General features: G+C 32.2%; 13 protein-coding genes and 1 riboswitch. All 13 genes read left to right on the forward strand.

From position 1 onward, the window contains the following. Window positions 1-3 precede the first annotated feature (3 nt). The 13 genes from BVC87_RS20790 (at window position 4) to BVC87_RS20855 (ending at window position 22,887) form a co-directional block, all read left to right on the forward strand. On the forward strand, window positions 4-1,059 hold the full coding sequence (locus BVC87_RS20790) for an NAD(P)/FAD-dependent oxidoreductase (RefSeq protein WP_075344329.1): 1,056 nt from the start codon (window positions 4-6) through the stop codon (window positions 1,057-1,059). Next, the gene (locus tag BVC87_RS20795) at window positions 1,059-1,391 is read left to right on the forward strand and encodes a 2Fe-2S iron-sulfur cluster-binding family protein (RefSeq protein WP_075344330.1); all 333 of its coding nucleotides are present in this window, start codon (window positions 1,059-1,061) and stop codon (window positions 1,389-1,391) included. Before BVC87_RS20790 ends, BVC87_RS20795 begins: the two co-directional genes overlap by 1 nt. A 23-nt stretch (window positions 1,392-1,414) precedes the next feature. Beyond that, entirely contained in the window at window positions 1,415-2,137 is a 723-nt protein-coding gene (gene epsC / locus BVC87_RS20800) for a serine O-acetyltransferase EpsC (RefSeq protein WP_075344331.1), read from the forward strand. 13 nt (window positions 2,138-2,150) lie between these two features. Further along, window positions 2,151-3,038: a cysteine synthase CysM gene (gene cysM, locus BVC87_RS20805; RefSeq protein ID WP_075344332.1), complete on the forward strand. Its 888-nt coding sequence runs from the start codon at window positions 2,151-2,153 to the stop codon at window positions 3,036-3,038. A gap of 130 nt (window positions 3,039-3,168) precedes the next feature. Continuing rightward, window positions 3,169-4,671: a hypothetical protein gene (locus tag BVC87_RS20810; protein WP_075344333.1), complete on the forward strand. Its 1,503-nt coding sequence runs from the start codon at window positions 3,169-3,171 to the stop codon at window positions 4,669-4,671. Window positions 4,672-4,847: 176 nt separating this feature from the next. Beyond that, on the forward strand, window positions 4,848-5,420 hold the full coding sequence (gene gmk / locus BVC87_RS20815) for a guanylate kinase (protein ID WP_075344334.1): 573 nt from the start codon (window positions 4,848-4,850) through the stop codon (window positions 5,418-5,420). Window positions 5,421-5,507: 87 nt separating this feature from the next. Further along, window positions 5,508-5,646, forward strand: a riboswitch (SAM riboswitch). Window positions 5,647-5,713: 67 nt separating this feature from the next. Then, window positions 5,714-6,721, forward strand: coding sequence for a homocysteine S-methyltransferase family protein (locus BVC87_RS20820; RefSeq protein WP_075344335.1), 1,008 nt, complete (start codon window positions 5,714-5,716; stop codon window positions 6,719-6,721). A gap of 4 nt (window positions 6,722-6,725) precedes the next feature. Continuing rightward, complete coding sequence (locus BVC87_RS20825; protein ID WP_075344336.1) at window positions 6,726-7,007, forward strand: antibiotic biosynthesis monooxygenase family protein; 282 nt, start codon at window positions 6,726-6,728, stop codon at window positions 7,005-7,007. Then, window positions 7,007-9,682 (forward strand): methionine synthase, encoded by a 2,676-nt coding sequence (gene metH / locus BVC87_RS20830; protein WP_075344337.1) that lies wholly within the window; start codon window positions 7,007-7,009, stop codon window positions 9,680-9,682. The genes BVC87_RS20825 and metH overlap by 1 nt, the downstream gene beginning before the upstream one ends. A 10-nt stretch (window positions 9,683-9,692) precedes the next feature. Beyond that, a complete protein-coding gene (locus tag BVC87_RS20835; RefSeq protein ID WP_075344338.1) occupies window positions 9,693-9,932 on the forward strand; it encodes a hypothetical protein in 240 nt (79 codons plus the stop codon). Window positions 9,933-9,948: 16 nt separating this feature from the next. Then, window positions 9,949-10,905 (forward strand): methylenetetrahydrofolate reductase [NAD(P)H], encoded by a 957-nt coding sequence (metF, locus tag BVC87_RS20840; RefSeq protein ID WP_075344339.1) that lies wholly within the window; start codon window positions 9,949-9,951, stop codon window positions 10,903-10,905. 510 nt (window positions 10,906-11,415) lie between these two features. Further along, window positions 11,416-15,804, forward strand: coding sequence for a hypothetical protein (locus tag BVC87_RS20850; RefSeq protein WP_075344341.1), 4,389 nt, complete (start codon window positions 11,416-11,418; stop codon window positions 15,802-15,804). A gap of 27 nt (window positions 15,805-15,831) precedes the next feature. Beyond that, window positions 15,832-22,887, forward strand: a complete 7,056-nt coding sequence (locus tag BVC87_RS20855; RefSeq protein ID WP_083629674.1) for a M60 family peptidase N-terminal accessory domain-containing protein — start codon at window positions 15,832-15,834, stop codon at window positions 22,885-22,887. Window positions 22,888-22,913 lie beyond the last annotated feature (26 nt).

The following is a 22,913-nucleotide window of genomic DNA, read 5'->3' on the forward strand; positions in this document are numbered from 1 at the left end:
AAAATGATAGAAACAGATATATTAATTATTGGAGCAGGACCAACAGGATTATTTACTGTATTTGAAGCAGGATTATTAAAGTTACGTTGTCATTTAATAGACGCATTGGCACAACCAGGAGGACAATGTTCAGAAATTTATCCTAAAAAACCAATTTACGATATTCCAGCATATCCAGAGATTTTAGCAGGTGATTTAACTAAAAAATTAATGGAGCAAATTAAACAATTTGAACCAGGTTTTACTTTAGGAGAGCGTGCAGATATTATAGAGAAGCAAGACGATGGAACATTTATTGTTACCACTAATAAAGGAACTAAACATAAAGCACCAGTAGTTGCTATTGCGGGTGGATTGGGAAGTTTTGAACCTCGTAAACCACCAATTGCAAATATTACAGATTATGAAGATAAAGGTGTTGAATATATAATTAAGGAACCAGAATTATACAGAGATAAAAATGTAGTAATTGCTGGAGGTGGAGATTCAGCATTAGATTGGTCTATTTTCTTAACAGACGTAGCTAAATCAGTAACATTAATCCATAGAAGAAATGAATTTAGAGGAGCTTTAGACTCTGTAGAAAAAGTACAAGAACTAAAGAACTTAGGAAAGATTAATTTGATTACACCAGCAGAAGTAAAAGGAATTATAGGAGAGGGACATGTAACTGGTGTAGCTGTAGAGCAAAAAGACAAAGAACCATTTATTATTGATACAGATCACTTTATTCCATTATTTGGATTGGCGCCAAAATTAGGACCAATTGCAAATTGGGGGTTAGAGATTGAAAAGAATGCAATTAAGGTAAATAACGCATTAGATTATCAAACAAATATTGAAGGTATTTATGCTATTGGAGACGTAAATACGTATCCAGGTAAATTAAAATTAATCTTATGTGGTTTCCATGAAGCAACTTTAATGTGTCAAAGTGCTTACAAGAGAATTCATCCAGATAAAAAATATGTGATGAAGTATACTACAGTTGGTGGTGTACAAGGTTTCGATGGAACTAAAAAAGAAGCGCCTAAGGCAGTGGTAAAAGCAATCGAATAATGCAAGAAGATGTTAACATTAAAATAAAAGACAGAGAAGGTGTAATTCATGAGGTAGCTGCCCCGACAGATATGGCAATGAATCTAATGGAAGTAGTTCGTTCATATGAATTAGCTCCAGAAGGAACTATTGGTGTTTGTGGAGGAATGGCCATGTGTGCATCCTGTCAATGTTATGTAGTTTCTGATCATCAATTACCAGAAATGACTGATGATGAAGATGCGATGTTAGCTGAAGCATTCGATGTACAAGATAATAGCAGATTGGGATGTCAGATTCGGATTACACCAGCTCTAGAAGGATTAGAAGTGGAGCTAGCACCTGAATATTAATTATATTTATATAAAATATTATCATGCAATTTCATAACTATGACTTATCACTTAAAGATGATGTAGAACATTTTACAAAACAACTGTTTTATGCATTATTTGAAGATGTCTGTCAGGAGAAAGCAAATCGCTTAAAAGAAAAGTTTTTAAAAATCCTAGACGGTTTAGCAATAGAAAAAGCTGAAGAGATTTGGATGTATTATCAAACTTCTTTTTGTGATATTCGACAAAAATTAGACTCGGATGCTAAAGCTTTTGAAAACACCGATCCTGCATGTAAAAGTTTAGGAGAAGTGTATTTAGCGTATCCAGGTTTTCATGCTATAGCTATCTATAGATTGAGTCATGAATTGTATAAAATCAAGGTACCGGTTTTACCAAGAATGATGAGTGAATATGGTCATAGCATTACAGGAGTAGATATTCATCCTGGAGCTACTATTGGAAATTCATTTTTTATAGACCATGCCACAGGAGTTGTAATTGGAGAAACCACAGTTATAGAAGATCATGTAAGTATTTATCAAGGAGTAACTCTAGGAGGAATACAAGTAAAGAAAGAATTGGCTGAAGTAAAAAGACATCCAACTATAGAAAGTAATGTAACAATTTATGCTAATGCCACTATTTTAGGAAATATAACTGTAGGCGCAAACAGTACTATTGGAGCTAATGTTTGTATAACAAAGTCTATAGATCCTAATTCAACCGTAATTTATAAATCGCAAAACAGTATTTATACTTAAGATATAAAAGTATATGAATTCAAAGAATATCACACATTTTGTAGGGAATACACCTTTAGTAGAAGCTACAAATATTATTAATAAAGAAAATGTTCGTTTATTTTTAAAGTTAGAAGGACATAATCCAGGAGGTAGTGTAAAAGATAGAGCTGCTTACTACATGATTTCAGAAGCTTTAAAGAAAAATAACATCAAAAAAGGGGATACTTTAGTAGAGGCTACTAGCGGTAATACAGGTATTGCCTTAGCTTTAATGGCGAAAGTATTGGGTTTAAATATGGTGTTAGTAATGCCAGAGCACGCTACTATAGAACGTGTGAAAACTATGAGAGCTTATGGTGCTGAAGTAATTTTAACACCTTCTGAAGTAGGAATGGAAGGAGCTATAGATCATGCTTTAGAATTAAAATATAAAAAAGGATATTTTAGATTAAATCAGTTTGATAATTTAGATAATCCAAAAGCACATTACAGTACTACCGGACCAGAAATTTGGAGAGATACGGAAGGTAAGGTTACCCATTTTGTGTCTGCTATGGGAACTACAGGAACTATAACAGGAGTATCAGATTATTTGAAAGAACAAAATAAAGATATTACTATAGTTGGAGTTCAGCCTAAAGAAGGAGCAAGAATTCCTGGAATACGAAAATGGCCTGAAGAATATTTGCCAGCAATTTTTAAAAGAGAAAAAATAGATCAAGTTCTTGAAGTTAGTCAAGAGGAAGCTAAAAAAATGGCTGTTCGTTTAGCACAAGAAGAAGGTATTTTTTCTGGAATGAGTAGTGGAGGTGCAGTAGCTTCTGCATTAAAACTAGCAGAAACATTAGATGAAGGAATCATTGTGGCAATTATTTGTGATCGAGGAGATCGTTATCTGTCATCAGATATTTTTGTATAACAATAGAAATTTAAAAATAAAGTAAAAAGGGATTTGTGTTTATCACAAATCCCTTTTTGTTTTCACTGAAAACAGTGTAAAAATCTCATGTACTAAAAACTAATTTTATGCTGAATTCAACAGATAAATTATGAGACTGATTTTTAAAATTTTTGTTCTTTTTCTATGTTCAATTTTTTCATTTTGTTCAAGTGATGATAAATTAGATAACGTTACAGATGATGAAGTGTCTGTAGGAGAAACACCTTCAGATGATACTACTTCAGAGAGTACTACCTCAATAACGAAAGGAGGAATAACATGGAGTTTTGATGAAACACAAACAGGTAGATTTTTAGATGGGAGTCCATGGATTTTGAGCAATGGGAATATAAAACTCACAGCTACGTTGCCAGCTTCAAAAAAAGGTAGAAATGGAGGTTTTGTAAATCCAGATAACTCTTTTAGTAATGGGTCAGATGACAGAATAAAATTTAACGATTATAAGCATGAAGAAAATATAACCAGTTTAGAAAAATTACCAATCAATTTAATGCCTGGAAATTCATATCTGCAAACTAAAAGTAAAGGTTCAGATGCACCAGGAGATAATAGTGATTTAGAAGAGATTCAAGTGCTAACAGTCTTAGATCAAGTGCCTCCAACAGAAAGTTTTAGACCGCCATATTCAGGAACGTTAAAACCGATTTACAAAAAAACAGATATTAAATGGAGTAACCTTCCTTCATATACCAATACAGCGAATACTCCGAGTATAGAAGAATGTTTACGTTATTTTTCAGGAGGTCCTTACATGAAAATTAAAACAGGTTTTGCTGATCGATATTGGCATGCTGATGCGAATCATCCTAATGGAGAATATGGTAGAGAAATCGCTAAAAGTACAGGTAAAGCATTAATTAGAGTGATGTTAGAAGGAACGCAATCGGAAAAAGAAGAATTAGTCATAGCTTTAATTCAAGCAGGAATTGATTGTTATGGAGCAGCTAAGTCAGGATTGAGTTGGGATGCTGATGGAGGACATAACCAAGGAGCAAAAATGCTGATTTTATTTGCAGGAAAAATGTTAGAATCACAAGAGCTACTTGAAGTAGTCAATTGGGAAAAAACAGACATATTCCAAGAAGATCAACAAGCCTTTTATATCAATCAAGAAGCTGTAGATATTTCTAATGGTAACGGAACAGAAAATTGGGATCCAGATGAAAGAAATGGAGCGGCAAAAAAATATGAGGTAGCAGATATCGGAAGACCAGAATGGGGAATTAGACATTATAGAAGTTCAAAAAGAAGTGATATGGCTTGGCATTCTCGATATCGACAAGTGTCGGGAAGTGCTCAATTTTCTCATTGTTTAGCGGCCTACTTAATGGATGTTCAAAAAGAGTGGAATCATAGTGCTTGGTTTGATTATTTTCTAAATAGGTATTACATCGTTGAAAGTGGAAATGATCCAGCTACTAAAGCAAAATCAGGTATTGGAAATGGAGCTAATAGTATCACCACTTTTGCAAGTGAAGTATACCTGAAGCATATTAATCCAACGCCTTCTAACACTGTACCAGCGAAAAGTAGCATTGATGGGGTGGTATTAGGTAAAGTTTCAATTATTAAAGATCTAGAACCGAGATGATCAATTAGATTATTTAGCTAAGCTTTACAATAAAATAGTTCCCGCCTCAAGTTTTTTTAGACTTGAGGTTTTTTTAATGATAAATTTAAGGAAGGATCAATTCTAATATGGAATGAAATAAAAATAATTTCAATTGATATTTCTAATACCTTTGCTCAAAGTAAATTTAAAATGGTATGAATTTTAAGGAAAAAGTTATCATTTTTTCAGCTCCTTCAGGAGCAGGAAAAACAACTATAGTTAAACATTTACTTTCAGTAAACACCAAACTCGTCTTTTCAATTTCAGCCTGTAGTAGAGCTAAAAGACTTACAGAAGTTGATGGAATAGATTATCATTTTTTTTCGATTGAAGATTTTAAAAATAAAATAACATCTCAGGCATTTATTGAATGGGAGGAAGTATACAAAGATAATTTCTATGGTACGTTAAAATCTGAAGTAGAAAGATTGTGGAAAGAAGACAAAGTAATTGTTTTTGATGTAGATGTAATTGGAGGGATAAACCTGAAAAAATATTTTGGAACCAAAGCATTATCAATTTTTGTAAAAGCTCCGTCTGTAGAAGAATTAGAAAGAAGATTAAGAAATCGAAAAACAGAAACAGAAACTACACTTCATAATAGGATAAAAAAAGCTACAAAAGAAATTAGCTATGCTAAAGAATTTGATAGAGTTTTAGTAAATGATATTTCAGAGATTTCTTGTAAAGAAGCGGAAACAATTGTGAATTCATTTATAGAAAACTAAAATACAAATATTTAAAAATAAGTTTTAAAACTTTGTATAGTAAAAAATAAACCAATAACTTTGTAATTCAGTTCATAAACATTTTTATAGTTATCAAGAAAGGTGGAGGGAATAGACCCTTTGAAGCCTTAGCAACCCTTTATACATGCTAACATCTGTTCAGTATTTATAAAGAAGGTGCTAAATTCTACTGTTAATCCTGAATTAAATTCAGGATCTATAATAAAACAGAGAGATAACCCAAAGAATACTTCTTCTTTTCCTGATAGCTTACATATAATAAATATCAGGATATGTCAAGCATTTTTACAGAAATACAAAAAAGAATTCTCGTCTTAGACGGTGCAATGGGAACTATGCTTCAGGAATTTAAATTCACTGAGGAAGATTTTCGTGGAGAACGATTCAAAACACATCATATTCCATTAAAAGGGAATAATGACTTGCTATCTATTACTCAACCAGAAGCAGTAAAATCTGTTCATAGAAAATATTTAGAAGCAGGAGCAGATATTATTGAAACCAATACTTTTTCTGGAACAACTATAGCTATGGCAGATTATGATATGGAAGACTTAGTGTATGAGTTAAATTTCGAATCAGCGAAAATAGCTAAAGAAGTAGCAGATGAATTTACAGCACAAAATCCAGATCAACCTCGTTTTGTAGCAGGATCTATTGGCCCTACAAATCGAACAGCGAGTCTGTCTCCAGATGTAAATAAACCAGAATATAGGGCGGTTACTTTTGATGAACTACGAATAGCTTATAAACAGCAAATAGAGGCTTTAATAGATGGTGGATCAGATGTATTATTAGTGGAAACTATTTTTGATACGTTAAACGCTAAAGCTGCAATTTTTGCTATTGAAGAGGTAAAAGAAGAAAGAGAAATAGATATCCCTATTATGGTTTCTGGAACAATTACTGATGCAAGTGGAAGAACATTGTCAGGTCAAACAGTTGAAGCTTTCTTAATTTCAATGTCACATATTCCTTTATTAAGTGTTGGATTTAATTGTGCTTTAGGAGCAGAACAATTAAAACCATATTTAAAGCGATTAGCACATAATACAGATTTTTTCACTTCAGCCCATCCAAATGCAGGGTTACCAAATGCTTTCGGAGAATATGACCAAAGTCCAAAGGAAATGAGTGATTTAATAGAAAGTTATTTAAAAGATGAATTGATAAATATTATAGGAGGGTGTTGTGGAACTTCACCAGCTCATATTAAAGCTATTGCAGATGTGGCAAAAAACTATAAACCTCGTTTATTAAAAGAATTAACTACAAATTAAACTTATGATTTTAGAAGTAGCAGTTTTAAATATAAAAGATGGTGCTAGTGAACAATTTGAGAAAAACTTCGAAAAAGCAGAATCATTAATAATTTCAATGAAAGGCTATGTATCTCATCAATTAAAAAAAAGTATTGAAGAACTACATAAATATATCCTTCTAGTGAATTGGGAAACTGTTGAAGATCATAGAGAAGGGTTTAGAAAATCAAAAGAATATCAGGAATGGAAAGCATTATTACATCATTTTTATGAGCCTTTTCCTACGGTAGAATATTATAGATAATGAGAAAAGAAGAACAACGATATTTAAAGTTAAGTGGATTAGAACCCTTAATCGTAACGCCAGAAAGTAATTTTATTAATGTTGGAGAACGAACAAACGTAACTGGATCTAGACGATTTTTGCGATTAATTAAAGAGGAAAAATATCCAGAAGCATTAGCCGTTGCAAGGGATCAAGTAGAAGGAGGTGCCCAAATTTTGGATGTTAATATGGATGAGGGAATGTTAGATGGTGTACATGCTATGGTAACGTTCTTAAATCTAATCGCTTCAGAACCTGATATCGCACGAATTCCATTGATGATTGATAGTTCCAAGTGGGAAATTATAGAGGCGGGATTACAGGTAGCACAAGGAAAATGTGTGGTAAATTCAATTTCTTTAAAAGAAGGAGAAGAAAACTTTATTCATCAAGCTAAATTGATCAAAAGATATGGAGCAGCAACTATAGTTATGGCTTTTGATGAAAAAGGGCAGGCAGATACCTATGAGCGAAGAATAGAGATCTGTGAACGTTCCTATCGAATTTTAGTAGATAAAGTAAAATTTCCTCCAGAGGATATCATTTTCGATCCAAATATTTTCCCAGTAGCTACAGGAATGGAAGAGCATCGTAAAAATGCAGTAGACTTTTTTAATGCGACCAAATGGATTAGAACAAACTTACCCTATGCAAGTGTTTCAGGAGGAGTTAGTAACGTATCCTTTTCTTTTAGAGGAAATAATACCGTAAGAGAAGCAATGCATTCTGCATTTTTATACCATGCTATTCAACATGGGATGAATATGGGAATTGTAAATCCCACCATGTTGGAAGTCTATGATGATATTCCAAAGGATTTATTAGAACATGTAGAAGATGTATTGTTAGATAGAAGAGATGACGCTACAGAGCGTTTACTTGAATTTGCTGAAACAGTAAAAGGCATTAAAAAAGAAGATCCAGAAAAACAGCAAGCATGGAGAGAGAATGAATTACAAGATCGTATTACACATAGTTTGGTAAAAGGAATCGACGCTTTTATTGAAGAAGATGTGGAAGAAGCTAGGCAGCAAGTTGAGAAACCTATTCAAGTAATAGAAGGCAATTTAATGGCAGGAATGAATGTCGTAGGAGATTTATTTGGAAGCGGAAAAATGTTTTTACCTCAAGTGGTAAAATCAGCGAGAGTCATGAAAAAAGCTGTTGCCTATTTACAACCTTACATTGAAGAATTAAAAGATAGTAGTGCATCATCAGCAGGTAAAATTTTAATGGCAACAGTAAAGGGAGATGTGCATGATATTGGTAAAAATATAGTAAGTGTTGTTTTAGGCTGTAATAATTATGAGATTGTCGATTTAGGTGTCATGGTTCCTCCAGAAAAGATTATTGAAGTAGCTAAAAAAGAACAGGTTGATGTTATAGGGTTAAGTGGTTTAATTACGCCTTCGTTAGATGAAATGGTATACTTAGCGAATGAGATGGAAAAAGAAGCGATGGATATTCCATTGTTAATTGGCGGAGCTACTACATCAAAAGCACATACAGCTGTTAAAATTGCTCCTAAATATGGAAATTCTGTAGTACACGTCAATGATGCTTCTAGAGCAGTAACTGTGGTTGGAGATTTATTACAAGAGAATAATAAAATTTATAAAGAACAAATACGAAACGAATACGATAAATTCAGGGATCAATTCTTAAATAGAACTAAGCAAAAAACTTACATCTCTTTAGAAGAAGCACAGCAAAATAAATTCAAAATTGATTGGAATACCACTGAAATAGAGAAGCCTAAAGTTTTAGGGATTCGTGAAATAGAAAACTTAGATTTAAAGGTCTTGTTAGATTATATTGATTGGAGTCCGTTTTTTAGATCTTGGGATTTGCATGGGAAATATCCTGAGATTCTAGAAGATATAGTAGTCGGTGAACAAGCAACGGAATTATTTAAAGATGCAAAGATTTTACTACAAAAAGTAATAGATGAAAAATTATTAAAGGCTAAAGCAGTTTTTGGTCTTTTTCCCGCAAATTCTGTAGGAGACGATATTGAAGTTTACAATTTAAAAGGAAAAAAAGAAGCAACTTTTATAACACTTAGGCAGCAATTAAAGAAAAAAGAAGGAGTTGCTAATATTGCATTGTCAGATTTTATAGCACCAAAAACAACTGGAATTGAAGACTACATTGGATGTTTTTGTGTGTCTACAGGATTTGGTACCCAAGAATTAGCTACAGAATATGAAAAGAATAATGACGATTACAATTCCATAATGATTAAAGCATTAGCGGATCGTTTAGCGGAAGCCTTTGCAGAATATTTACATAAAGAAGTAAGAATGAAACATTGGGGGTACGCTATAAATGAGAATTTCACTAATGAAGAGTTAATCAAAGAAAATTATAAAGGAATTCGACCTGCGCCAGGATATCCTGCTTGTCCAGATCATTTAGAAAAGCATACAATTTGGGATTTACTAAAAGTAGAAGAAAATATAGGAGTAAAACTTACTGAAAGTTTGGCGATGTGGCCAGCAGCAAGTGTCTCAGGGTATTATTTGGGAAATCCTGAAGCAAAATATTTTGGATTAGGGAAAATTAAAAAAGATCAATTACAGGATTATAGTAAAAGAAGAGGTTGTTCGGATGAACACGCAAGAAAATGGTTAAATCCAATACTTGCAGATTAAAAACGATAAAATGAGTAAACAATTTATAGAGTTAAAATTAGGAAGTCATCAGATAGTACATGGATTTGATAACGAAAACAAAGAAATTATTGAAGAAATAAAAGTGGAAAGATTTACAAAGAAGCTAGTGAATATATCGAGAATAAAATCAATAAGTGAAAAGTTCATACTAACAGACTATGCACAAGGAAGATGGATTTATTGGGAGTATGAAGGAGATTTTGAAACACTTAAAAATAGTCTGACCTAAAATAGAAAGCTACATAATGAAAGTTACAGAACATATAGAAAAGTCAAAAGGGAAAACACAATTTTCATTTGAAATATTACCACCTTTAAAAGGACAAAATATAGATTCTATTTTCAATAATATTGATCCATTAATGGAATTTAATCCTCCATTTATTGATGTTACTTATCACAGAGAGGAATATGTGTATAAAGAACAAGAAAATGGATTATTACAGAAAAAAATCGTAAAAAAACGACCAGGAACAGTAGGTATTTGTGCAGCAATTCAAAATAAATATAAAGTAGATGCTATACCACATGTATTATGTGGTGGTTTTAGTAAAGAAGACACAGAGAATTTTCTTATTGATTTAGATTTTTTAGGTATAGATAACGTAATGGCATTACGAGGTGATGCTGTTAAGAGTGAAATTTACTTTAAACCAGAGGAAGATGGTCATAATTATGCAAGTGATTTGGTAAGTCAAATTGAAAATTTAAACCAAGGGAATTATCTTGATGAAGATTTAGCAAATACATCTACAACTAATTTTTGTATTGGAGTTGCAGGGTATCCAGAAAAACATATGGAGGCACCAAGTTTAGAATCGGATGTTTATTTTTTAAAGAAAAAAATAAATAAAGGCGCAGATTACATCGTTACTCAAATGTTTTTTGATAATCAAAAGTATTTTGAATTTGTAGATAAATGTAGGAAAGAAGGAATTACAGCTCCAATTATTCCTGGATTAAAACCCATTTCAACAAAAAAGCAACTGAATCTAATTCCGCATCGCTTTAAAGTAGATTTACCAGATGATTTGGTAATGGCAGTTGTAAAAGCTAAAGATAACAAGGCTGTAAGACAAATTGGAATAGAATGGTGTATTGCACAAAGTAAAGAATTAATTAAAAAAGGCGTGCCTTTTTTACATTACTATTCTATGGGGAAATCAGATAATATAAAAAGTATAGCAAAAGAAATATTTTAAAAAAGCGGCTTTTATTATCATACTTCTAAAAGATTAGTAACGTTAAAAAAAGACTGAAGAGGTATTAAATTTCGTTAAACACAAATGCATTAGTGTTAAAGGAATACTAAGACCTAATTTAGTACGTTTTCATAATGTCAGTAGATAGACCAAATGAATCTGTTTGTAATGACGAAAAGATAAAAAAGGAAACTTTTTTACATGGGATTTTGGAAACTACAGAATTAGTTTTCATTAATTAAGAGTAATCCTGTTTTTTGAATTAAGAGAGGTAAGTCCGCATTTTGCGGACTTTTTTTATACACTTATTTCTTATTGTTGAATGTCAGGGTGCAATTTTAATTGCTTGTTATATAGGGTTTTGGGTATTTTGCACCCTTTTTTGCAGCCTTGGTTTTCTTATTTCTAATTGTCAAATCGATTACTATTGTACACGAATTTGATACAGCTGTTCCCATGCTGTTATTAAAACATAGAGTTGAATTATATAATCCTAAGTAAATGTGTAGTATGAAACGAAAAGTACTTTTTATATCTTTTATTTTTTTCATTTCATTAAGTTTTGCCCAAACTGAATATTGTCCTTTAGATGAGAATTTATATTCAGGAACAGTTACGACAACAACAATTGGAGCTTCAAAATTTAAAGCTAGTGATGCAACTTCAAATTATAGATTTGGAGAACGAGTTGCAATAGATGGTAATATAGCAGCAGTAACTTCTCGAAGTAACGGAGTTGAACAGGGGAAAGTTTATATTTATATTAATGATGGATCAGGAAATTGGTCACAACAAACTATTTTAAATGCGAGCAATGGATTTGCGGGAGATCATTTTGGTTCGTCTGTAGCTTTAGAAGGCAATTATTTGTTGATTGGAGCAAGATTTCAATTGGATACTAATGATGTTGATACTGGAGCAGCATATTTATTCGAGTATAATGGAGCAGGAACTTGGACGGAAGTTGCAATCTTCGAACCGAGTGATGGTGTTTCAGATGATCGATTTGGTGAATCTGTTTCAATAGAAGGGGATTTAATTTTAGTTGGTGCTAGAAATGGAAGTACAGGAGGATGTGCTTATGTTTATGAGAATGATGGCACAGGAACATTTACATATTCTGAAACAAAATTAGAACCGCAAGTTCAATCTAATTATTCTGGAGCGAGATTCGGTTATAATGTGGAAATTAAAAATGGAAAAGCTTATGTTTCTGGTCCACAAGATTATTCTTCTGTAGGAAAAGCATCAGCGGGATCTGTGCAAATTTGGGAACAAGCCAATGATGGAACGTGGTCTCGTACACACCGATTAAGAGGAACAGAAACCTCTGAGTATTTTGGTAGTGGTTTAGATATTGAAGGAGATTATTTAGCTGTTGGAGCCTATAATTTTGAAGTTTCTTCTACTCCAGAAGCAGATCAAGGAAGAGTATTCGTTTATAAAGCAGATAGTAATGGAGATTATTTAGAATCAAATCGAGTAATGATTCAAAATGATGATAAAGACAGCTATAACGATCAACGTTTCGGTTCTAATGTAGTTATAGATGGAGATTATTTATATGTAAGTTCATTCGGAAATGGTTCTGCGAATACTGATGCCGTGTATATATTTAAAAATGATGGAACTAATAACTGGACTCAAATTTCTAAGATCACCTCTGGTTCAGGATGGGATGAATTTGCAAATAGATCTGTTGCTGTTTCTTTTCCAAATATAATTATTGGACAAAATGAAGATGATTCTCCATCAAATTCAGGTGCAGTTTATTTCGCATCATTAGCATCGAATTTAAAACCAACAGCTTCAGTTACTGAAGTTGTTAGAGAAAGTTCGGTTACAAACGATGGAATTATTAAAGTGAGTTTTTCTGATGAAGCTACAAAAAGTACCATTGAGTTTAGTATTGACAATGGAGTAACTTACTCATATAGTTTTGGTGATTCTTTAGGAACTGGAGAAATTAATAATTTGAGTGCAGGAGATTACAATGTATGGGCCAGATTTGACGCTTCTTCTTGTGCTGTAAATTTAGGAACAATAATGGTAGAAGCTATTGAGTACACGACTATTCCAGATAGTAATTTTGAAGCTGAGTTAAATTCCTTAGGTTATGATGATATTGTAGGTGACGGACTAGTACCAACTGAACTAATTGAGAATGTTACTGTTCTTAATGTAAGTAATAAGAGTATTTCTGATGTAACAGGAATACAAGATTTTACTGCGTTAACCGATTTAAATGTTGAAACGAATACATTAACCTCTTTAGATGTTAGTAATAACTCAAATCTTCAAAAATTAAACTTCGACAATAACAATGTTGCAACTTTAAATTTAGGAGCAAATTCAAATTTAAGTTCTATAGAAGGTAGATATAATCAGTTAACAACAATAGACTTAAGTCAAATTCCGAATTTAACATTTATCAATGTAAGAGATAACTTATTTGCAACTGTAGATGTTTCAAATAATACATTGTTGAGCACATTGAATTTACGTGGCTGTAGTAACTTAACAACTTTAGATGTATCTAGTAATTCTGAGTTGATATTTTTATATCTCCAAGATACAGCCTTAACAGGATTAGATGTAACAACGAATGCAAAACTTGAAGTTTTAATTATTGAACGAGTAAATTTCTCATCAATTGATGTGTCTAATTTATTGTTATTAAGACAGCTTCGAATAGGTGATAACAGTTTTACGGAGTTAGATGTTTCTAATAACCCATTATTGGAAAGATTAGAATGTGAAAATAATAATCTAACCTATCTAAATCTTAAGAATGGAAATAATACAGCTATCTTAAATTCAGATTTCATTGCAACAGGAAATTCGTCTCTTACATGTATTACGGTGGATGATCCAACTTGGAGCACAACAAATTGGACGAATATTGATGGAACTGCTAGTTTTAATTTATACTGTAGTTATACTTCCATTCCCGATGCAAATTTCGAAGCAAGGTTAGAGGCTTTAGGTTATGATAATATTTCTGGAGATGGTCAGGTTCCAACTGGGATGATTGAGGGGATAACTAATTTGAATATTTCGAATCAATCAATTACAGATTTAACAGGAATCCAAGATTTTAAAAATCTTGAAATATTAGTCAGCGGAGGAAATACTCTAACTACATACGATCTTTCTCAGAATACGAAACTTGAAACATTAAATTTAAATTCAAGTGGATTAACAAGTATTGATGTTTCAAAAAATAAAGCATTAAAAACTCTAGTCTTATACGGAAATCAATTAACAAGTATTGATGTAACTCAAAATACAGATTTAAGAGAATTAGATATATTTCAAAATAATATTGCAGCTCTAGATATTACACAGAATTTACAATTAAGATCGTTATTAGTTGAAGATAATGATCTTACCACTTTAGATATTCGTTTAAATACTTTAGTTACTGAATTAAATTGTGCATCCAATGAGTTAACTTCTTTAATTGTAAGAAACGGTAACAATTCAAATTTCACATCCTTTGTAGCAAATAACAACAGCAATTTATCGTGTATTTCGGTTGATGATGTTTCGTATGCAACTACAAATTGGACTAACATTGATGCTACTGCTTATTTCACTGTTTTAGATTGTCGATATACTACAATTCCAGATTCCAATTTTGAATCTGCTTTGGAAGCTTTAGGTTATGATGATTTCTCAGCCGATGGAAAAGTTCCGACTGAATTAATTGAAGTGGTTACAAGTTTAGATGTTGGAACAAAAAACATTAATGATTTAACGGGAATCGAAGCATTTTCAGCTTTAACAAGTTTAAGATGTAATGACAATGCTATTCAGAATTTAGATTTAAGAAATAATACGCTCTTAGAATATATAAAGTGTGACGACAACAACATGGATATCCTTAATGTTGAAGGACTGCAGTACTTCGAAGAGTTAGTTGGGTACGGAAACGATTTCACTTCTTTTGATTTTTCAAATGTACCGTCGCTAAGAAAGATTTCTTTATTTAATAACGAACTTACCTCTCTTGATTTAACTAAGAATACAGCGTTAGTTTTTGTTCGATTAGATAATAATAATTTAACAAGCCTAGATCTTCGAAACGGAACAAATACAAATATTACCAATTTTAATACAACATTAAATTCTAATCTAGCTTGTATTGCGGTAGACGATGCGGCATATTCAACTACCAATTGGATAGACAGACATTCAAACACAAGTTTTAGCGAAACTACTTGTCCAGTTAATTACGATCTATCATTAAGAGTGTTTTTACAAGGAGCTCACATAAATCCGAATACTGGAGAGGAAAGTATCATGAGAGACGATCTTCGTGTTAGTAATGTAATTCCAACTACAAGTCCGTATACTGACGGAGCAACTTGTAATTCTTCAATTTTCACAACGACAGGAAATGATGCAATTGTAGATTGGGTTTGGGTTGAGTTAAGAGATAAAACAGATCATACAATCGTTGTGGCTTCGCAGTCAGGATTGATTCAAAGAGATGGAGATATCGTTGCGATAGACGGAAGTTCCCCACTATCGTTTAGTCTAACGGAGAATAACGACGTGTATATTTCTATAAATCACAGATCTCACTTGGGAATACTAACCGCCACTTCTGTTATCCTTTCAGAATCGGGAACTACTATTGATTTTACATCTGATACAAGTTTAGTTTACGGAAACTCTAACGCAGTTATTGTATTAAGTAATGGTGCTTATGGTCTAATTTCTGGTGATTATGATGGTAATGGTCAGGTACAAAATATTGATGTAAACGCAATTATTTCTCTTTTAGGTTCATCAGGGTATAATCCTGCTGATATGGATATGAATGGGCAAATTCAAAATTCTGATATCAATAACTTGATTAATCCTAATTCTGGGAAAGGAGAACAATTTTAATCGGTTTTAATACTTAAACGTTTTGAAATGAGAAAAACGATTATACTTATGTTATCGAGTGCGATTAGTTTATTTGGACTTTTCGCTTTCAATAAACTTAATACAAAAACAGAAGTTGTAAAGAGCAGTAGTACTTATGTGTCTATTCCAGATGCAAATTTTGAAGCTGCACTATTTACACTTGGTTATGACGATATTTCTGGAGATGGACAGGTTCCAATCGCAAGTGTGAATTCAGTTACGACTCTTGATGTATCAGGAAAATCAATTTCAGATTTAACAGGTATTGCAGCTTTTACTGCACTAGTAGATTTAAATTGTGAGAATAATTCTTTGTCAAGTTTAGATGTGAGTTCAAATACGAATCTTCAAATAGTAAACTTCGATAACAATAATGTATCATCTTTAAATTTAGGTGCAAATTCAAACTTGAATTCTATCGAAGGTAGATACAATCAATTAGCTACAATTGACTTAAGCCAAGCTCCTAATGTAACTTTTATGAATGTTAGAAATAACTTATTTGTATCGGTTGATGTTTCTAATAATTTGTTATTAAGTACGCTGAACTTACGTGGTTGCTCTAGTTTAACAAGTTTAGATATTTCAAATAATACGGAACTAGCATTTTTATATTTACAAGATACAGCGTTAACTGGTTTAGATGTAACTGCAAACACTAAACTCGAAGTTGTAATTATAGAACGAGTGAACTTCTCATCGATTGATGTTTCAACATTGTCTTTACTGAGACAACTTAGAATTGGAGATAATAGTTTTACTGAGTTAGATGTATCAAATAACCCTGCTTTAGAAAGATTAGAATGTGAAAATAATAATCTTACATACTTAAATCTGAAGAATGGAAATAATACCAATATTACGAACTCAAATTTTATTGCAACGAGTAATACTTCATTGACTTGTATAGAAGTTGATGACCCTTCTTGGAGCACAACAAACTGGACGAACATAGATAATACATCGAGTTTTAATTCCTATTGTAGATATACAACTATTTCCGATGCCAATTTCGAAGCTGCTTTACATACTTTGGGTTATGACGATATTGCTTCAGATGGGCAAGTTCCAACCGAATTAATTGAAACTGTAACTGATTTAGATGTAAATAATCAATCTATTTCAAGTTTAAGTGGGATCGAAGATTTTACCGCTCTTGAGAATTTAACTTGTAATTCAAATAGCATTTCAAGTTTAGACGTTTCACAAAATACAAGTCTGAAGTTTTTGAAGTGTAATAATAATAGCATGACAAGCCTTACACTTGGAAGTCTTAGCAATTTGGAAGATTTATTAGCTTATAGTAATAATTTAACAACACTTGATTGTACTGGATTAACAGGTTTAGATAGGATAAATGTTTCTTTTAATTCAATAAGCTCAATTGATTTAAGCCAGAGTTCGTTGTTAACTTTTATCAGAGTTGACTCAAACAATCTTTCATTTTTAAATGTTAGAAATGGAAATAATTCTAATGTTACCACTTTTGATTCCTCAACAAATGCATCATTATCTTGTGTAACGGTTGATAGTGTAACCTATTCAGATTCCAACTGGACAAACAAAAATGGAATTACCAAATTTAGTGAAACGTTGTATTGTGAATATGTAACAATTCCCGATGCTAATTTTGAATCTAGACTTCAGGCTTTAGGTTATGATGATATTTCTGGAGATGGACAAGTTCCAGACGATTTGATAACAAGTGTAACCAGTTTAGATGTTTCTGGTCAAAATATTTCCGATTTAACAGGAATCGAAAACTTTGATTCACTGTCTATTTTAAATGCTTCCAATAATGCGTTAACGAGTTTAGATTTGAGTTCATTAACTACAATTACATCAGTAAATGTAAATGGAAATCAATTAGCTCAATTAAATACTCGAAATGGTGTAAACACAAATGTTGTAAGTTTTGATGTTCGTAATAATGATGGAGTTTGTGTATTTGTTGATGATAAAGATTATAGCACAACGAATTGGACAAACATTGATTCTAATGGTGGGTTTACGGAAACTTCATATTGTAAGTACACACTTATTCCAGATTCAAATTTTGAAGCAGAGTTAGAAGCTTTAGGTTATGATGATATTTCTGGAGATGGTCAAGTTCCAACTGAATTAATAGAGGTTGTAGTTAACTTAGATATTTCCAGTAAAAGTATTAGTACTATTTCAGGAATAGAAGATTTTCAATCGCTTTCGATTTTGAATGTATCAAACAATTCAATTTCATCAATATATTTAAGTGAGTTGCAAAATTTAACTGCTGTAAATGCAAGTAGTAATTCTCTTACTTACTTTGATATTAGAAATGATTTCAATACCAATATAACTGCATTTGATCTTACAAACAACTCAGGTTTAACATGTGTTTTTGTGGACGATCCATCGTATGCTACTTCAAATTGGACTCAAATTGATGTAACGGCTTCTTTTGTGTCGAATTATTTAGACTGTGGTTATGTTGAAATTCCAGATGTAAATTTTGAAAACGAATTAATTTCACAGGGTTATGATGCCGTTCAAGATGGATTGGTTCTATTAGCATCTGTTGAGAATATTACTCATTTAAATATTAATAATAAAGGAATTTCAGATCTCACAGGTATTGAGCATTTTGCAGAGTTGGTTGATTTATCCTGTAAAGACAATAATTTAACCGTTCTAAATCTAAGATATAATACAAAGTTGATTGCATTAAACTGTGTTCGAAATGATATTGTAGGATTGAATCTTGATTATAATGTAAATCTTTCAGCTCTAAATTGTGCAGCAAATGATTTAAGAAGTTTAAGTTTAAGAAATGGAGTAAATAGCAGTCATGGTCAGTTTAATGCTATTAATAATGATAATCTAACTTGTATTACTGTTGATGATGCAGCGTATTCAACTGCAAATTGGAACGGAATTGATGATCACGCTGTATTTAGTGAAACCAACTGTGGTTATACCTTAATTCCAGATTTGAATTTCGAAATAGCTTTATTCGATCTTGGTTTGGATGATGCAGCAGAAGATGGAAAAGTTCCAACGGATAACATAAATAGTTTAGTTTCTTTAGATATTAGTAATCGCGATATTTTTGATCTAATAGGAATTTCTAATTTTACTGCACTACAAGAGTTGAATGTCTCAGGAAATGAAATCAATGTTTTAGATTTAACTTCAAATACAAATATTACCAAACTAAACGCTAGCAGTAATAATTTAGAAAATCTAAATATTAGAAATGGAAATAACACTAACATTTTGGAGTTTGATTCAACGTCCAACGATAACTTGTTTTGTGTTTTGGTTGATGATGCAACATATTCTTCTAACAATTGGATAATTATTGATAGTCAAACTGCTTTTACAAATACTTCCTATTGTAATTACACTGCAGTTCCAAATATTGTTTTTGAAAATTATTTAGAAAGCTTAGGATACGATGATACTTCAGATGATGGTCAAGTTCCTACAGATTTAATAAAGTATATAATAGAATTAGATGTAAGTGGTAAAGGAATTTCTGATTTAACGGGAATTGAAGATTTTACCGCGTTAGAAAAATTAGATGTTTCAAATAATAATTTAATAAGTCTGGATGTAAACGGTTTAAGTTTAAAGACTCTTTCAGTTGGAGAAAATTCAGAGTTAACAACATTGATTTGTAATAATAACGAGTTAAGAGCATTAGATTTAACTTCAAATGCATCGTTAACAACACTTCTTGCGAATGATAATAATTTATCTTTCCTAAATTTAAAAAACGGGAATAACGCTACAATTTCAACCATAAATATTACTAATAATTCCAATCTTACCTGTGTATTAGTTGAAGATGCATCTACTGCAAAAACAAGTTGGACGAATAAAGATGTACAAACACAATATTCTGACACCTATTGTACGTTTGTAAACTATAATTTTGCTAGTAATTTAGAAGATTCCATTGGTGGTTATACAGGAAATTATGTTTTTGAAAAAGCTGTAGCATCAGAGACTAATGCATCATATTTGGCAACTTCTTCTGGTGTGGGTATACAATCTAATCCAGACGAAGGAGTGCAATTACCAGTAGACATAACACCATTTTTGTTTACAGATGATTCGGTAGAATTTGAAATGAATTTTATATGCACCGACTTAGGAGCAGAGGATGGAAGAAAAAATTTATTTACACTAAAACGTTACGAATCTCTAAATGCTGCTGGATTTACTTTATGGGCAGAAGCTACGAGTGCATCAGAATTTACGTTAGGATTGTATTGGAATGACGAGGATTCTTTAGGTGGAGGAGGAGAAGGTATCAATCTAGGAACGTTTGCAATAGGCGAAAAGGTTCATGCAAGATTAATAATAGATAGATCTCAGAGAGAATGGTATTTATACGCCAATAATTACTTTAATTACGGAACTTTTAGAGATGTTTATGATTTAGATTTTCTAATCAATCAAATTCAAGATACACCAGTTTATTTAGGTAATTTTTACAATAAAATAGGAAATCTAGTATCAACTGTAGTAATTGATGATTTTAGCATACACATTCCTGCAAAACCCAGCGATGTAGATCTGTTAGAGAGTGCTTTGACGCAAATGACAAATCACATTTTAGGTAATATTACGCTTACTTCTGATCAAACTAAAGATTATGAGTTTGATATTCTGTCTAACCTTCGCTACAATTATATGAATGCTAGAACACAAGTAGATAATTATTTAACTGCTTTTGAAAATAATTTTGATCCTTTATTTCAAGATAGAACTAAGGTAAACGTGTTTGATTTATCATCAGAGGAAGTAATAGCATTTTTCTTACAGCAAGATATTATTGATAATGCCTTTACTCCTGATAATATTGATAATGTTATCGGAACGAAATTTGAATTTTCAGAAATTTATCCTGGTCCAGTTGCTGATGGAGCGCCCAGAGTAACAGACGGTATAATCCCCATAAACTCCACCTACCAACTGGATCCAGGTTATGAATTAATGGGGCAAGACAAAGGTGTTTATCGACCAACAGGATATTATGCAGCTCCAGGCGAATTAGTAACAGTTATAGTTCCGTCTTCAATTGTTGGGCAAGGTTTTGAAGTTGTAGTTGGCGCACCATCTAGAGATCTATATGGGGTTTCAAAAATTAATAGATACCATAGAATTAGTACTGAATTTGAAATAACATCAGAATCAACAAAAGTGGCAAATCCATTGGGAGGTGTTATTTATATTAAAGTTCCAGCGGAAGTTAATTTTGGATGGATTGATTTTACATTTAATGGAGCGGTAAAATCTCCTTATTTTAGAATGGTTACAGGTCAGCCAACAAACTTATCTGATTTTCAAACAGACATGTCCAATGCGTATGTCAATTGGGTAGATATGGAATCTGATAGAATGATGTTTTTAATTCCTAGAGATTTAGTTGATGTTTCCGATCCATCAGAGATAATGATAACATGGAATTCTATGTGGGATGCTTTTTCAACTGCCGCAGGAAGACCAGTTGATAAAATTAGACCGGAATATTGGTTAGTTGATTGTGGAGGTATAAATAATGCTGCAGGATATCCTTCTGATATTGAATTTGAATCTTATCAAGGAACAACAAGAGACTTAACTTGGAATCCATTGCGAGTAATGGATGATGATTATATCACGAATTATCCTTCTACAATTTTTCATGAAATGGGGCATACCATGTTATTGCCAGAACCTCCTGGTGAAGCTGAAGCTATTATTCAGCTATGTGGAGCGCCAATGTTAGTTTCTGCGTTAGGTTTTGATATTGATGAGGTATTATTAATTCTAGACAATCAAAAGCATGATAGAGATTTAGCAGCGATGTATTGGATGACTGCTTATAATTTTAGGAATAATCAACCTATGAAGTGCGATCCGACTTTAGATTCAAGTGTTTGTGATGAAATATCATATCAAATACGAGGGGCAATGAAATGGCATGAAATAGCAACAGTTTATGATTATGAAACCCTTGGTGAAATTCAGAAAGTATTTTATGATGAATGGGCCAAAAACAATAGTAATGATCCTTCCAATCCTGGTTCTATAACAAGAGAGGAATTGATTAGAGCTGCAACAGAAGCTACAGAAATCAATTTAACTCCGTTATTACATTTTTGGGGATATATTCCTGAAGAAGAATTAAGAGAAGAGTTAGATGCTTTCAGTCCAAGTATTGAGTTTTGCGATCGATTAGAGTATTACAGAAGCTTAATTCCAGTAACACAGGCGGAATATAAAACGTGGCATGATGCTTTAATAGCGACTACGAATTCAAATCATTTTGATCGTTTAACGGACATTTATGAGAATTGGGAAACAGAAGATATATCAGGGCAAATATTAGCGCAAATTGATTACTTAGCGAGTTTATATTGCGATAAAACTATTGTAAATTCAAAAGTGTATTTACAAGGAGCGGGAATTAATCCAATTACAGGAGAAGAAACTTTAATGAGAGATGATTTAAGAGTAGCAGATTATATACCAACTACTAGTCCGTATTCAGATGCTGTAACATATGAAGCCTCTGTATTTGATGTTACAGGAGAAAATGCTATTGTAGACTGGGTTTGGGTAGAATTAAGAGATGCTTCTGATGTAAATATAGTGATTGAAGGAAAATCGGCAGTATTACAGCGTGATGGTGATATTGTTGAAATGGTAAATAGTAAAGAAAGAGCGTTGTTTTTTAATGTGCCTGCTGGCGATTATTATTTAGCTGTAAATCACCGTAATCATTTAGGCATTATTACATCGAGTCCAATTACATTATCGGTGACTTCGACTAGTTTAGATCTAAGCAGTGATACAAGTATTATAAACGGAGGAACAAATGCAGTTACAACTTTAGCAAATGGATTGTATGCTTTAATTGTCGGAGACTATGACGAAAATGGTCAAGTTCAAAATACTGATATAAATACAGTAATTTCTTTATTGGGGGAGTCAAGTTATCATAAGGCAGATATGGATATGAATGGTCAAGTTCAAAACACAGATATTAATAATCTATTGAATCCAAATTCAGGAAAAGGACAGCAATTTTAAATTAAAGAGTTCGTAATTTAAGTTAA

The organism is Tenacibaculum agarivorans, assembly GCF_001936575.1.
GTDB lineage: Bacteria > Bacteroidota > Bacteroidia > Flavobacteriales > Flavobacteriaceae > Polaribacter > Polaribacter agarivorans.

What these genes read in the sequence shown, in the direction of transcription:
- BVC87_RS20790 (WP_075344329.1), top strand. Translation starts at nt 4, where the DNA reads ATGATAGAAACAGATATATTAATTATTGGAGCAGGACCAACAGGATTA.
- BVC87_RS20795 (WP_075344330.1), top strand. Translation starts at nt 1,059, where the DNA reads ATGCAAGAAGATGTTAACATTAAAATAAAAGACAGAGAAGGTGTAATT.
- epsC (WP_075344331.1), top strand. Translation starts at nt 1,415, where the DNA reads ATGCAATTTCATAACTATGACTTATCACTTAAAGATGATGTAGAACAT.
- cysM (WP_075344332.1), top strand. Translation starts at nt 2,151, where the DNA reads ATGAATTCAAAGAATATCACACATTTTGTAGGGAATACACCTTTAGTA.
- BVC87_RS20810 (WP_075344333.1), top strand. Translation starts at nt 3,169, where the DNA reads ATGAGACTGATTTTTAAAATTTTTGTTCTTTTTCTATGTTCAATTTTT.
- gmk (WP_075344334.1), top strand. Translation starts at nt 4,848, where the DNA reads ATGAATTTTAAGGAAAAAGTTATCATTTTTTCAGCTCCTTCAGGAGCA.
- BVC87_RS20820 (WP_075344335.1), top strand. Translation starts at nt 5,714, where the DNA reads ATGTCAAGCATTTTTACAGAAATACAAAAAAGAATTCTCGTCTTAGAC.
- BVC87_RS20825 (WP_075344336.1), top strand. Translation starts at nt 6,726, where the DNA reads ATGATTTTAGAAGTAGCAGTTTTAAATATAAAAGATGGTGCTAGTGAA.
- metH (WP_075344337.1), top strand. Translation starts at nt 7,007, where the DNA reads ATGAGAAAAGAAGAACAACGATATTTAAAGTTAAGTGGATTAGAACCC.
- BVC87_RS20835 (WP_075344338.1), top strand. Translation starts at nt 9,693, where the DNA reads ATGAGTAAACAATTTATAGAGTTAAAATTAGGAAGTCATCAGATAGTA.
- metF (WP_075344339.1), top strand. Translation starts at nt 9,949, where the DNA reads ATGAAAGTTACAGAACATATAGAAAAGTCAAAAGGGAAAACACAATTT.
- BVC87_RS20850 (WP_075344341.1), top strand. Translation starts at nt 11,416, where the DNA reads ATGAAACGAAAAGTACTTTTTATATCTTTTATTTTTTTCATTTCATTA.
- BVC87_RS20855 (WP_083629674.1), top strand. Translation starts at nt 15,832, where the DNA reads ATGAGAAAAACGATTATACTTATGTTATCGAGTGCGATTAGTTTATTT.